This window comes from uncultured Subdoligranulum sp. (assembly GCF_937890665.1).
This window is the reverse complement of the sequence record NZ_CALADU010000018.1, coordinates 1-13,436: the sequence shown is the minus strand read 5'-3', so window position 1 is coordinate 13,436 and position 13,436 is coordinate 1. Positions and strand designations below refer to the sequence as shown.

General features: G+C 54.1%; 14 protein-coding genes. All 14 read left to right on the top strand.

Annotated elements, in window-relative coordinates; all coding sequences use genetic code 11:
* On the top strand, positions 1–974 hold a 974-nt coding region (locus tag Q0526_RS00995; RefSeq protein ID WP_366522011.1), incomplete at its 5' end, for a translation initiation factor 2.
* Between the two features lie 94 nt (positions 975–1,068).
* Positions 1,069–2,460 (top strand): relaxase/mobilization nuclease domain-containing protein, encoded by a 1,392-nt coding sequence (locus tag Q0526_RS00990; protein WP_298729971.1) that lies wholly within the window; start codon positions 1,069–1,071, stop codon positions 2,458–2,460.
* The gene (locus Q0526_RS00985) at positions 2,444–3,037 is read left to right on the top strand and encodes a PcfB family protein (protein WP_298729970.1); all 594 of its coding nucleotides are present in this window, start codon (positions 2,444–2,446) and stop codon (positions 3,035–3,037) included. Before Q0526_RS00990 ends, Q0526_RS00985 begins: the two co-directional genes overlap by 17 nt.
* A 60-nt stretch (positions 3,038–3,097) precedes the next feature.
* The gene (locus Q0526_RS00980) at positions 3,098–4,900 is read left to right on the top strand and encodes a VirD4-like conjugal transfer protein, CD1115 family (RefSeq protein WP_298729969.1); all 1,803 of its coding nucleotides are present in this window, start codon (positions 3,098–3,100) and stop codon (positions 4,898–4,900) included.
* Complete coding sequence (locus Q0526_RS00975; protein WP_298729968.1) at positions 4,890–5,228, top strand: TrbC/VirB2 family protein; 339 nt, start codon at positions 4,890–4,892, stop codon at positions 5,226–5,228. The genes Q0526_RS00980 and Q0526_RS00975 overlap by 11 nt, the downstream gene beginning before the upstream one ends.
* Positions 5,229–5,459: 231 nt before the next feature.
* Entirely contained in the window at positions 5,460–6,290 is an 831-nt protein-coding gene (locus tag Q0526_RS00970; protein ID WP_298729966.1) for a hypothetical protein, read from the top strand.
* A gap of 57 nt (positions 6,291–6,347) precedes the next feature.
* Complete coding sequence (locus tag Q0526_RS00965; RefSeq protein WP_298729964.1) at positions 6,348–6,629, top strand: type II toxin-antitoxin system Phd/YefM family antitoxin; 282 nt, start codon at positions 6,348–6,350, stop codon at positions 6,627–6,629.
* A 288-nt stretch (positions 6,630–6,917) separates the two neighbouring features.
* Positions 6,918–7,289, top strand: coding sequence for a PrgI family protein (locus Q0526_RS00960; RefSeq protein ID WP_298729962.1), 372 nt, complete (start codon positions 6,918–6,920; stop codon positions 7,287–7,289).
* Complete coding sequence (locus Q0526_RS00955; protein ID WP_298729961.1) at positions 7,286–9,625, top strand: VirB4-like conjugal transfer ATPase, CD1110 family; 2,340 nt, start codon at positions 7,286–7,288, stop codon at positions 9,623–9,625. Before Q0526_RS00960 ends, Q0526_RS00955 begins: the two co-directional genes overlap by 4 nt.
* A 57-nt stretch (positions 9,626–9,682) precedes the next feature.
* Positions 9,683–10,420, top strand: a complete 738-nt coding sequence (locus Q0526_RS00950) for a phosphoadenosine phosphosulfate reductase (RefSeq protein WP_298729960.1) — start codon at positions 9,683–9,685, stop codon at positions 10,418–10,420.
* A gap of 13 nt (positions 10,421–10,433) precedes the next feature.
* Positions 10,434–10,826: a DUF6075 family protein gene (locus Q0526_RS00945; protein WP_298729972.1), complete on the top strand. Its 393-nt coding sequence runs from the start codon at positions 10,434–10,436 to the stop codon at positions 10,824–10,826.
* A 72-nt stretch (positions 10,827–10,898) separates the two neighbouring features.
* Complete coding sequence (locus tag Q0526_RS00940) at positions 10,899–11,327, top strand: DUF3846 domain-containing protein (protein ID WP_298729958.1); 429 nt, start codon at positions 10,899–10,901, stop codon at positions 11,325–11,327.
* Positions 11,328–11,330: 3 nt separating this feature from the next.
* Positions 11,331–13,031: a M23 family metallopeptidase gene (locus Q0526_RS00935; RefSeq protein WP_298729956.1), complete on the top strand. Its 1,701-nt coding sequence runs from the start codon at positions 11,331–11,333 to the stop codon at positions 13,029–13,031.
* Between the two features lie 163 nt (positions 13,032–13,194).
* The coding region (locus Q0526_RS00930; RefSeq protein ID WP_298729954.1) for a glycoside hydrolase family 88 protein at positions 13,195–13,436 on the top strand (242 nt) is incomplete at its 3' end.

The window sequence follows — 13,436 nt, the reverse complement described above, 5'->3', positions numbered from 1 at the left end:
GCTCCTATCCGATCAAAGTCTTTAACCGCCGGGTGCAGTACAAATTCACCATAAACCGGAATCTCACGATCCTGCGGGGGGACAGCGCCACAGGGAAAACCACCCTGATTGATATGATCGCGGCGCACCAGTCCAATGGGGAGAGCAGCGGCGTCACGGTGCAGTGTGCCCGTCCCTGCGTTGTCCTCACAGCGATGAACTGGCAGTTGAATCTGGCGCAGATCCAGGACAGCATCGTTTTTATCGACGAGGGGGACCCGTTTGTAGCCACCCACGAATTTGCCGCAGCGGCCCGTGCAAGCAGCAATTACTATGTGATCGCCACCCGCACCAGCCTGTTCTCGCTGCCCTACAGCATCACCGAAGTGTACGGCATCAAGAACAACGCCGGGAACCGCTACCAGGGGACCAGGCGTTTGTACAGCAGCTTCTACCCGCTGTACACCCCGGCCACCGACCTGCCCACCCGGCCGGACACCGTGATCGTGGAAGATTCCAACGCTGGATTTGCGTTCTTTTCTGCGGTCTGTAAACGGTACGGCATAGAGTGCATCAGCGCGGGCGGCAAGGCGCGCATGTATCAGGCCATTCTGGATTGCAGCCCTGAGAAGGAAATTCTGGTGATCGCAGACGGAGCCGCTTTTGGGCCGGAGATGGAACGGGTTCTTTCCTTGGTCCATGTACGGCCTTTGAGCATCTATCTGCCCGAATCTTTTGAATGGCTGATCCTGCAATCAGGCGTGATCCACAGCCAAAAGGTTCCGGCCATCCTTGCCGATCCGGCACAGTATGTGGAAAGCAGCCAATATTTTAGCTGGGAGCGATTTTTTACCGACCTTTTGGTCACGGAATCCCGCCAAATGCCCTATCTGCATTATCAGAAAAGCGAACTGGACCCCGGCTATCTGCAAGATAGCGTGATGGACGCCATCCTAAAGCGCGTCAACACCGATACCCGCAGTTTTGAAAAATAGAATCAAACCAACTACGAAAGCCGATTTCCTTATATAAATAAGGAAGTCGGCTTTTTTCATAACAACGAAAGGGGACGATCCACATCAGAAATTTATGGCCTACACCAAAATCAAAGCGGTGAAGAACCATCTGGCGCGGTGTCTGGATTATACCGCCAACCCAGTCAAAACGGAGCGATTTTCGGAAGAAGATCTGTCCCGCCTGCTGGACTACACCCAAAATTCCAAAAAGACCGAACATCAATTGTATGTAACCGGCTTCAACTGCGACCCGGCCAATGCCTATACCACCATGACCGCAACCCGGAAACGGTGGGGGAAGAACAGCGAAGGCCATGTACTGGCCTACCACCTAATCCAGAGTTTCAAGCCCGGCGAAGTGACGCCGCAGCAGGCACATGACATTGGCTGCGAATTTGCCAAACGGTGTCTGGCCGCCCACTATGAGGCAACGGTCAGCACCCATCTGGACCATGCCCATCTGCATAACCATATTGTATTTAACTCCGTGTCTTTTACAGATGGTAAAATGTACCGCAATCAGTTCCGCGATTACTATCAAGGCATCCGGCAAGTTTCTGATGATCTGTGCCGGGAAAACCGGCTAAACATCATTATTCCCAAAGGGGCAGGAAAGAACTACGGGGAGTGGGCAGCGGAAAAGAGCGGACGCCCCACAGTGCGCAGCACTGTTAAATCAGATGTGGACCGCGCCCTGGCGCGTGCCGTCAACTGGACAACCTTTATTTTAACTTTGAACCAGATGGGATATGAAGTCAGCTATGGCCGCCATGTCAAATATGCCAAACTGCGGCCCAAAGGTTCCCAACGGGCAATCCGTTTCAAATCCCTTGGCCCCGGATACAGTGAACAGGAACTGCGCGCCAGGTTGGAGCGCCCCCAGGACCATACGTCGGTTCGGCGCTTCGCTGCCGACCCTTTGGTCCGCAAAAGGGGCCGCCTGCATCGTACTTACCGTCAGCACGACCACAAAAAAATCACGGGCTTTATGGCCCTGTATTACCACTATCTTTACCTGTTCGGCAAAGCGCAAAGGCGGAGAAATTCTTCGCGGAAAACGCATTTTCTTCTCTGGAACGATTTTCGTACCTTTGACAGATATACGCAGCAGGCTCAGTTTCTTTGGGAAAACAACATCCAATCCACAGCAGATCTTCAGCGGAAACGCACAGAGATCAGCGCGAAGCTGGGCAGTCTGACGGTCAAACGGAAAACGCTGTATAAACGCCGATCCAACACGGCCAACGGCAGGAACAAGGCCGATCTGAGCCAGGAAATCCAGGCACTAACGGCAGAACTGCGTACCTTACGGAAGCAATTGCAAATCTGCGACGCCATCGAACAGGATGCCGAACATCTGCGTCAACAAATCGCCGCCCTGCGTTCTGCAGAGCGAAAGGCCGAACAGGAACGCGAACAAATCAATCAACGAAGGGAGAGAGAACGCCATGAGTACAGGCGGTGATGCTGCGGACCAGATGGTCCGGGAAAGCATCGAAATATTGGAAAGTTCTGTAAAACTCAGTGCGTTGGGGGCCAAAAATCTGGCCGCCATCGCCATAGCCCTGGCCAAAGATAACCCCAAAATGCGCGGAAAAACCAACCTGGACCGACTTTTGAAAGACGGGAAGGAACTCCAGGTCTTTCCCTTGAAGCAATCCGACTTAAAGGAATTCCACCAGCAGGCCAAGCAGTACGGGGTTCTCTTTGCCGCCATCAAAGAGAAGAACGGGGAAGGGGAACTTTTGGACATCCTTACCCGCGCAGAAGATGTGGCAAAACTCAACCGCATATTTGAGCGCATGGGATACGCGATTCCCAAAGAAAAGAAGTTTGAGAGAAAAAACGCAGCGACCCGCTATCGGTGCGAAAGCGCCTTGCCGATTCAGCGGGCTGGTTCAGAAAAAACCAATCAGGAGGTTACTTCGATGGATAAACCCTCTGTACGGCTTGCTATCCGTAATTTCAGGGCACGGGCCATGGAAATCGGCAAACAGGCCGTCCCGGACAAGGCGCGCACTGACCAGAATAAGGAGCGATAATACCATGGAGCCGTTTATCTTCCCAAAATCCCCCAAAAATCCCTGCAAAGGCGGCGGGCGATGAACCGTCACGGGCCTACTCCCACAGAGTATCTTCTGTGGGTTATTCTTTTTGTGCCATTGCTCTGGCTGGCCGTCGCCCTGGCACAAGCACACAGTGAAGCGGGCAACCTTGCGCAAATGCTGGAAATTCTAAGCCGCCTTGTCAACGCACCGCTTTCCGTCCGCTGGACTGCCGACGCCCCCAAGCTGGTATTGATCGTCAGCATTCTGTACCCGATGCTGGTGGTTTATTATCTTACGGAACAGGCCGATCTGCGGCCCGGTGCAGAGTATGGTACTGCACGGTGGGGGAACGCCAGAGCGCTCAATCGCAAATACCAGGACCGCCGCCATCCCGCCAACAACTACATTTTTACACAGAATGTCAAAATGGGGATGGATACGCATAAACACCGGCACAACTTGAACGTCATCGTCATCGGCGGGTCCGGCGCGGGCAAGACCCGCTTTTATGTGAAACCGAACCTTTTGCAGAGCGTCGGTTCCTATATCATCCTGGACCCCAAGGGGGAGATCCTGCGGGACCTGGGCGGAATGTTTGAATCCCAGGGCACCGCCGTCACGGTGATCGACCTGGTTCATTTTAAGGGGCACTACAACCCGATGGCCTACTTGGAAACTGACGAAGAAGCCATCAAGCTGGCCCACGCCATCGTCCACAACACCAAGCCCAAAGATGCCGTTGGCAGTGCGGACAAATTTTGGGATGATTCCAGCATGATGCTGATTTCGGCCATTATTTTGTTCCTTCTCTACGAAGCCCCCGCCAACGAACAAAACCTTTCCACCGTCATGTACATGATTCTGAACGGGCAGGTATCGGAAGACGAAAGCTATCCCGCGCCGCTGGCAATGCTCTTTTCCGAATTGGAGGAACGCGACCCGGACCACCCGGCAGTCTTGCAGTTCAAGAGTTTCCAGTTGGGCAACGCCAAAACACTGCAATCCGTTCTGATTTCTGCCGCCGCCAACCTGTATATGTTTAACTCGGAACAGTTTGCCTATATGACGGGAAAGGACGAAACCTTCCTGCCGCAGCTTGGGCTGCAAAAGCGGGCAATCTTTTGTGTCATCCCGGATAACGACGAAACCTACAATTTCCTTATCACCATGCTGTACACACAGATTTTCGACCAACTGTTCCGGCTGGCGGATTCCAACCCCGATTACAAAGGTGCTTTGCCAGTTCATGTCCGCCTGATGATGGACGAATTTGCCAACGTAGCCCTGCCGAAAGACTTCAAGAAGATCCTTTCGGTTTGCCGCAGCCGCAATATCAGCTGCGACATTATTCTGCAGAGCATCGCGCAGCTCAAAAGCCTGTTCAAAGATGATTGGGAGGGAATCGTAGGCAACTGCGATTCCCTCCTCTACCTGGGCGGCAACGAATACGGGACCTTTGAATATCTGTCCAAGATCCTGGGCAAGGAAACTGAACGTACCGTATCCCACAGCATCGGGCGCGGCAGTCATGGTTCATCCAGCGAAAGCCAGCAAAAAGCCGCCCGCGATCTGGCTACGCCGGACGAGATCCGCCGCATGAGCAATGATGACGCTTTGCTACTGTTCCGCTCAGAAGACCCGGTGGTGGACAGGAAATATGATTTGATGAAACACCCCAACATCAAACTGACCCCGGACGGTGGTGCGGCCCCCTATGTAACCCCCTACGATTTTATGCAGATGGCGGTTTCCATTTCGCCCCAGGAACTGGAAACCGTAGAACCCGACAAAATTCCGAAAGAAACCCTCAACAACTATGAATTGATTGATTTGGAGGAACTCGATTATGCACTGTAATGAAAAATCCCCCCGCCTTATCCGCAGCCATGCGGATAAGGTGAAGCGCACGTATCTGACTGTGGCTGTATCGGCGGCGCTTTGCCTGCTGACGGCCACCCCCGTTTTTGCCGCCAGTGACCCGCTGACCACCATCAACAACCTGAGCGATTTTGTGTTCAGTGCCATTAAAGCCATTGGCGCGATCCTGCTGGGTTTCGGCCTGGTGCAAATCGGCCTTGCCCTCAAAAGCCACGACGCCGGGCAACGGGCACAGGGCTTCATGACCTTTTTCGGCGGCATTGTCATCTACTTTGCCAAGGATATTCTCGACCTGATTCTGGCGTAACAGAGTTGCTTTTCTTCATCCATAACAGCGAAGTCGTGTTGATCGATTTATCCATTGTCATGCACCTATCTCTTGTATAAAATAAAAGCACAGAACAAAAATCCGTCTGTAAAGATAGGTTTTTAGAGGGCTGGTGCATGCACCAGCCCTTATTTTTATGCCTGCCATATTCTCCGCCGCCATCCGCGCTCTACGGTATGGCGGCATTTCTTTTTAAGGGGGTGATTTTATTTGAACCAAAATTGGATTGTCGAAAATCTGAACAACGCTTTCGCCACCTGGAACGGGAAGCTGGCCGAACTGTGGGATCTGGTCACTACCAGCCCCGCCACCTTCAAAGGCGGCGCGGTTTGGGGGATCATGCAAACAATCCACGGTGCCATGCTGGCAATCGGTTATGCGCTGGTGATTTTGTTTTTCGCTATGAGCCTTTTTAAAAACACCGCAAATTTCCACGAATTGAAACGCCCCGAAGCGGCCCTTCATTACCTGATCCGCTTTGTCGCCGCCAAAACGGCAGTAGGCTACGGCATGGAAATCATGCTCAATGTCTTTGAGGTCTGCAACGGTATTGTCAGCCAGATGGCTTCCAGCATGGGCGGCATCTCCCAGGCGATGGTTTCTCTGCCTGGCGAAGTCCAGGCAGCCATCGAAAACGTGGGCTTTCTCGCCAGCATTCCGCTATGGCTCGTCACAATCCTGGGCAGCCTTTTCATCACGGTATTGTCTTTCCTTATGATTCTCACGGTATACGGGCGCTTCTTCCGCCTTTATATGTACACAGCCCTGGCTCCGATCCCACTGGCAACTTTTGCCGGCGACAGCACCCAGTCGGTGGGCGTTGCCTTCCTCAAAACCTATGTAGGGGTCTGCATGGAGGGGGCCGTGATCGTGTTGGCCTGCATTATCTACGCGGGATTTGTGGGCACCCCGGTCGTAACAGGCGGGGAAGCCACCACCATGGTTTGGAGCTTCCTGGCCGAAGCTGTTTTCAATATGCTGGTCCTTGTGGGGCTTATCAAAGGGTCCGACCGCATCATTCACGAGATGATGGGGCTGTAAAAAGCCCTTGCGGACGTAGTCAAATTGTGATACAACAAGGACAGAGAGGTGATCCCTATGATGCAAACATTTGTCCGTCCATCCCGGGACCTGCGCAATCATTATGCCGAGATCTCCGACCTTGTCAAGAACCACAATCAGGTCATCATCACCAACAACGGCAAGGGCGATACCGTTTTGATCAATATGGAGGACTACGCGCAGTACGAGGAATTCCTGCATTTCCGCTATGTACAGGAAGAACTGTGCAAAGCCAAACAGCAGGCGGCCACCCCGGATACCCAATGGGCTTCCCACGAGGAAGTCTGGGACAAGATAAGGGGAACATATGGCGTATAAACTGCTGTATCTGCCTCTGGCTGTTGAGGACATCGACCGTCCGTCAAGGGCGTTTTTCCCCATTTTCTAAACCCATGGAAAATTCAGCCAAGTTCAACTTTTGGAGCACAAAAAGTTGAATTCATTTTCAAAAAACACCTTTTAAGCAGCAGTTTTCCAAATGAGTTCAACCTGGAAGCTCCATTCGATATTTTTCGCCGTTTTCCTTTATATAAATATTTCCTTCAACAGCGTCCTGATGGCCACCTCCATCTGGACGCTATTTTTTGTATTCCCGGAGGTGAGATTTTGCAAGTCAACATCAACAAGGAATTCCAGCACTATGAGGAAGATGTCTTTATGGGCCTGTCCCTGCGGCAGCTTCTTTGGTCCGGCGTCGCCGTAGGCACCGCCGTGGCCGTCTACTTCGGTTTGCAGCCCTGGCTTGGGCAGGAAACTGTCAGTTGGGTCTGCATCGTCGCCGCCACCCCTTTTGCCCTGGCTGGCTTTTTTCAGTATGACCAACTAACCGTCTGGCAATTTTTGAAAGCCGTTTTTGAAACGGAATTTCTTCGGTCCGGCCCCCGTATGTGGGCCGCCGAGAATCGCTTTGAACCCCGGCCGCAAGCCCATAAAAAGCGCGGATTCCCGCGCAGCAGGAAGGAGAACCCGAACCCTTGAAACTCTACGAATACGCCTCTACCCGGAATACCTGGGGCGGGGTAAGCACACCCAAATCCGTACAGAAAAGCATCCCTATCGACCGTATCTATGAGGACGGCATGTGGCGTTCCGGCCATGTATACAGCCAAATGTGGAGCGTATCTGACATCAACTATGCCATGGTATCCGACAGCAAGAAGGAAGAAATCCAGCAGGTGTATGGGAAACTCTATGCCGGGGTTCCTTCTGACTGCACCGTCAAGATGACCATTGTCAGCCAGCGCATGGACGATGGGCTTTTCCAGCGCGACGTGCTGTACCACCGCGCCAACGACGGCCACGATGATCTGCGCGGGGAGAAAAATCGCCAACTGGTGGCCTGTGCATCGCAGGCAGGGAATGTACTGCAAAGCAAGTATGTGATTATCTCCACCCAAAAGCCCCGCGTCAGCGACGCACGCGAACGGCTGCGCCAGGTACAGGGCCATCTGGTCAACATCCTGTCCGAGTTGGGCAGCACCGTGCGGATCGTAGACAATACAGAGCGGCTGCGCATTCTTCATAATTTTTTCCGCGTAGGGGAGGAATCCCGCTTTGAATTTGATCTCGACCGCTGTACAAAGCTGGGCGAGGATTTTCGGGACTACGTGGCCCCGGATTGCATTGAGTTCAAGCGCGACCATATCGAAATGGATGACCGCATGGCGAAGTGTATGTCCATATCCTATTTCCCGCAGCGCATGGATGATAAACTGATCTCCACGCTGCTGCAGCAGGTGCCCTACATCGTCCTCACACTGGATTTTGTGCCCATTGAAACCGAAGATGCCTATAAGCCCCTGACAGATTTTCGCATGAAAGTAGACGCCGACAAGGTCCGCTTCAACCGCAAAAGTGTGGATAATCTGGACTTTACTGCCAACGTCCCGCAGCGCACCCAGGAAGAAGAAAACACCTTGAACCAATGGCAGCGCGATATGTCCGACCACGACCAGCAGATGTTCCTGACCCTGCTGACCGCTGCATTCTTTGCCGATACCCTCGAAGAACTGCGGCAGGAAACCGATGCGCTGAAAACCGCAGCGGGGAACTTTAACTGCCGTTTTACCGAGATGCGCTGGCAGCAGGAAAACGCCTTCAACACAGCCATGCCCTATGGTCTGCGCCGGATCGCCAACCTGCGCGCCATGACCACCAAAGGCGTCGCCGCTCTGGTTCCGTTCAATACCCAGGAAGTTCTGGTTCCGGGCGGCATCTACTATGGCGTCAACGCGATCAGCGGCAACCTCATCATCGGGCTGCGCACCGTCCTGATCAACGGCAATGCCATGGTCATTGCCACATCGGGCGGCGGCAAAAGCCTGTTCGTCAAACAGGAGATCCTGGAACTTTTTCTGCGGTTTCCCCGCGCCAAATTCTATATCGTAGATCCCGAAAATGAATATGGCCCGCTGGTGCGTGAATTGGGCGGCATTGTGGTGGATATTTCCGTAGACAGCACGACTTACTTCAACCCGCTGGACTTCACCTATGACCCCGCCACCAAGATTCAACCGCATACCGCCAAAGCGGAATTTGTGCTGTCCCTCTGTGAGCAGATCATGGGAAAAGAAAATATCCAGGCAGGGGACAAGAGCCTGATCGACCGCAGCTTGAAACACATCTATAAACCGCTGATCCAATCCGGCTACAAAGCCTTCTGTCCCACACTGACCGATCTTTACAACGACCTCAAGGCCCAGCGCCAGGAACGCGCCCACGAGATCGCGCTGGCGCTGGAACTGTTTGCCACGGGCAGTATGAATATGTTCGCCCACCCCACCAATGTGGATATGAGCAACCGTCTGATTTGCTTCAATATCCAAAGCCTGGGCGACCAGCTCAAACCTGTAGCCATGTTGTCGATGCTCGAATACATCAATACCTGCGTTATGAGCAACGAGCGCAACGACCCCGCCGCCGCCACCTGGGTTTATTTCGATGAGATCTATCTGCTTCTGCGGGACCAGTTGAGCGCCCAGTTTCTCTACACCAGCTGGAAGCGGTTCCGCAAGTACAATGCTTATGCTACCGGCATTACGCAGAATGTACAGGACTGCCTGACCAATGACACGGCGTATGCGATGCTTGCAAACAGTGAGTTTGTCTGTATGCTGCGCCAGACAAAGGACATTGACAGTGTGGTGGAACTGTATGGTTTGTCCGACCCGCAGAAGAATTACCTGAAGCTGGCCAAACCCGGCCAGGGAATCCTCAAGATGGGCAATAACCTGATTCCCTTTGTGAACGACCACCCCACCAACACCAAAATCTACCGCCTCCTGACCACCAAACCCGGTGAGATGGAAAACTGACCTTTCTGCAAACAAGCGGCCTTGCAAACGCAGGGCCGCACCTTTTTTAGAAAAACTATGCCGAAAACAATCTGCTCTTGCAGCATGGGGAAAGACAGCCTTGCCACCGTGATCCTGGCTTTGATGCACCACCGGCCCCTGGATGAAGTCGTGTACTGCGAAGTAATGTTCGACGAGAATATTTCCGGCGAAGTGCCGGAACACCGCGACTTCATTTATGGAACCGCCATTCCCTGGCTGCAACAGGCGGGCTTAAAGATAACGGTTCTGCGGTCCGACTTGACATATAAAGCGTGCTTTACGCAGATCATCCAGCGCGGCACGGGCAAAGGGAAGCTGAAAAGTTTTCCCCTGTGCGGCCGCTGCAACATCCAGCGGGACTGTAAACTCCGCCCGATCCGCCAATACATGAAAACCTTGCCGCCCGGTACGCAGCAATATATCGGACTTGCCAGCGATGAGCAAGACCGGCTGCTGCGCCTGCGTGGGAACCAATCTTCTCTTTTACTGGAATATGCGTGCAGCGAAGCAGACGCACGGAACCTTTGCTGCCAGTACGGACTGCTTTCCCCGATCTATGACTTTACAAACCGAAACGGTTGTTGGTTTTGCCCCAACGCCAAACTTTCCGAACTGCGCCGCCTGTATGACCATCACCCGGACCTGTGGCGTGAAATGCTTGCCTTGCAAGCCTTACCGAACAAAGCAACAGAAAAGTTTGACCGGGAGTTCAAGTTCTCGGATTATGACCTGTTGTTTCACAATGAAGATGCCCAGCTTTGCTGGTTTACCTAAAAAGGAGTGCATGATGAAATCCGAAATCCTCTTTGCCGACCGTGAACACCTGGCCTTTTACAACCAAACACTGAACCGAATCGGAAAGAACGACCCCTATCACAAAGCCTTTTTCTACCTGATGGGGGCCTGTGATGATACCCGGCGCAACATCCAGAAAATCTTTAATTTCGAGGAGGACTGCATCCGGCCCGAATGTATCTGTGACGGCTGGCAAACCGGCGGGTCCGAACGCCTTACCCGTTTGGCTTTTAATCTCTGGAACGGCTGGAACAGCGACGGCGGCGCTACGCCCTATGACCTGTTCGATTGTGAGTTTGCCCCCTATATGCTGGAGGGCATCCGTCTGCGTTACCCCGAATACTGCCGCGAACATTCCCCCCTGACGCCGAAATGGGAAAGGTAACGCCCCTTCCGCCGTCCGCCGGATATTCATCCCGATCCAATCCCCCGAATGATCATACGCAAAGGAGTTCTTATGATGGAAGAAAAAATTCGCATTCTGCTGGTTCAGCCCGGAAAATACCCGGTGGAAAAAACCATTTCCCATACGCCCAAAAATTTGCAGGAACTGGTGCAGGGAACCACCGAGATTGTTTACCCCTGGCCCGACCAAAGAATCGCGCTTGTCTGTAATGACGAAAGCAAGTTGACAGGGCAGCCGTTAAACCGGGTTTTGCCCGAAATTCAGAATATAATCGCCGGGGACTTTTTCCTGTGCGGTCTGCACTATACAAACACCGGGAGCAACCTGTGCAGCCTTTCACCCGATCAGATGGAGAAAATGAAGGAACGCTTTGCCCACACGGCGTCCGGGATTCGATGCTTTAAGACAACCCCCACCGTTTATGCAGAACTGATGGGCCGCCACGCCCCCAAAAACACCAAAGAAAAAGAGGAACGCTAAAGGATGTCTGCGAAAAAGAAACCGGGCCTTCCCAAAGCTGTGGCAAAAAAGGCGGCGCGCTCTGCCGCGTATAAAGCCCAGGCACAGGCCCGGAAAACGGGGGATGACCTCCGCCATACTGCCGACAGAGAGCCTGCTGAAGATTATGCCGCCGAGAAGGTGGAGGGAGCCGCCAGGGATGCAGCCTCAACCGCCGGGGATTTCACCTTCCGCTCTGCCAAAATTCCGTATGCCGTGTACCGCCGAATGCTTCAAAAACGGCTGTCTGAAAAAAACAGCCTGCCGGAAGAAGGCTCTATTCCTTGTCCCCATGATACCGCTGAACCTGCTGCGCCCCGCGCGGCGGCAAGGCGAAAACAGTATCGCCGCAAGGCGATTCAAAACCAGACCACTCGACTTTCTGCGCAGCGGCGTATAGATGCACCGGCACCAAGCGAACCTGTCCAGCTTTCTTCGGGGGATCGCCGCCAGCAATTGCGAAAACGCCAGATTTTGGTGAAAGCGGTGCGAAAAAAGCTGGCTGAAGCCGAAGCCCGGCGCACAGCCGCCGTTGCTTTGCCGCCGCCCAAACTTCCCCAAACCACCAGCAAACCGGTACGGGAGCGGCTACAGCGCATAGCCCACTATCTGTTTCGGAAAATAAGGCAGTTGGCGGTTCATGCCGCCCGCGCAGTAGCAAGCGCCTTATTCTACCTGGTGGGAGCAGGCGGCATGGTACTGGTTCTGGCGCTGGTGATCGGCGCGGCAGCCGCCATCCTGTTTGCCGACGAAAGCAACGACCCGCACAGCATCCCGATTGCAGACATTGTGCTGGAAGCCAACACGGAATTTGGAGAAGCCATCAACGATCTGGTAGCTGCCCATCCCGAATGCAGCAGCACCGAATTCCACTATGAATACGAGGACGGTCACACCTGGGCCAGCTACTGGCCGGAGGTGCTGGCCGTTTTTGCCGTTCAGCATAACCTGAACGGTGATGACGATGTAATTGTGATAGACCGGGAGAAGGCCGACCTGCTGATTGATACCTTCTGGACGATGCACCAGATCGACAGCCGCGTGGAAACGATCGAGATCCCGGCTTCCGGCAACGAAGAAGGCGGAGAGGGAAAACCACCCTCTCCGCCACAGGTAGAACGGATTCTTCACATCACCATTCGCAGCAAAACGGTCGATACGCTGGCCGCGGACTACCACTTCACGCAGGATCAGTGCGATATTCTGCACCTGCTGCTTTCCGACGAGATGCGCCCCATGCTGGTAGAATTGTGCGGTCCGGGCCTTGGCGCTGGCACCGGCACCCCGCCCGCCGGGGACGGAACACTGCTCTGGCCTTTACCGGGACATACCACGCTGACCACGCACTTCGGGGAAGCGGACGCCTTCGGCAATCCCGGCCATCGCGGTATTGATATTCCCGCGCCGGGTGGGACACCGATCCTGGCCGCCCACAGTGGCACCGTGCTGATCAGCGGCTGGAACAACAGTTTCGGCAATCAGGTCCTGATCGACGATGGAGCCGGCCTTTCCACCCGTTACGCCCACATGACCGCCACCGCCGTATCACCGGGACAACCTGTGACCGCCGGGCAGGTGATCGGGTATGTAGGCAGCACGGGGGATTCCACGGGAAACCACCTGCATTTTGAGGTGAGTGTTGGCGGGGTGTTGACGGATCCGCTGGGCTATGTAAAGGTACCATGAAAATTTCAGCTTCAAACAAGCGTACGCCCAACGCCTTGCAAGTACCCGGTTTTGTGCACCGAAAAAGCCGGTTTCTTCCCCCGACCGGGATGGAGCTCCCGTGCTACAATACTGGTATCGAACCGGCAAGATCTTCTAGTATAAAACGCGCGGGAGGGGTTTCGTGAACGATGCGATGGCGCTGGCCCGGTGGGCCTGCGAGACGATGATGGGGCGGTTTGCGCCACAGGACCTGCCCCCCAAAGGGCATTTCCACTACCACCAGGGGGTGTTCCTGTGGGGGATGCTCCAGGTCTGGCAGCTGGATGGAAACAAGGAACTTCTGGACTACGCCCGGGGCTGGCTGGATGCCGTCCTGGGCCCCGATGTCACGCCCCGGGACTTTGTGCCCGGGGAACTGGATGA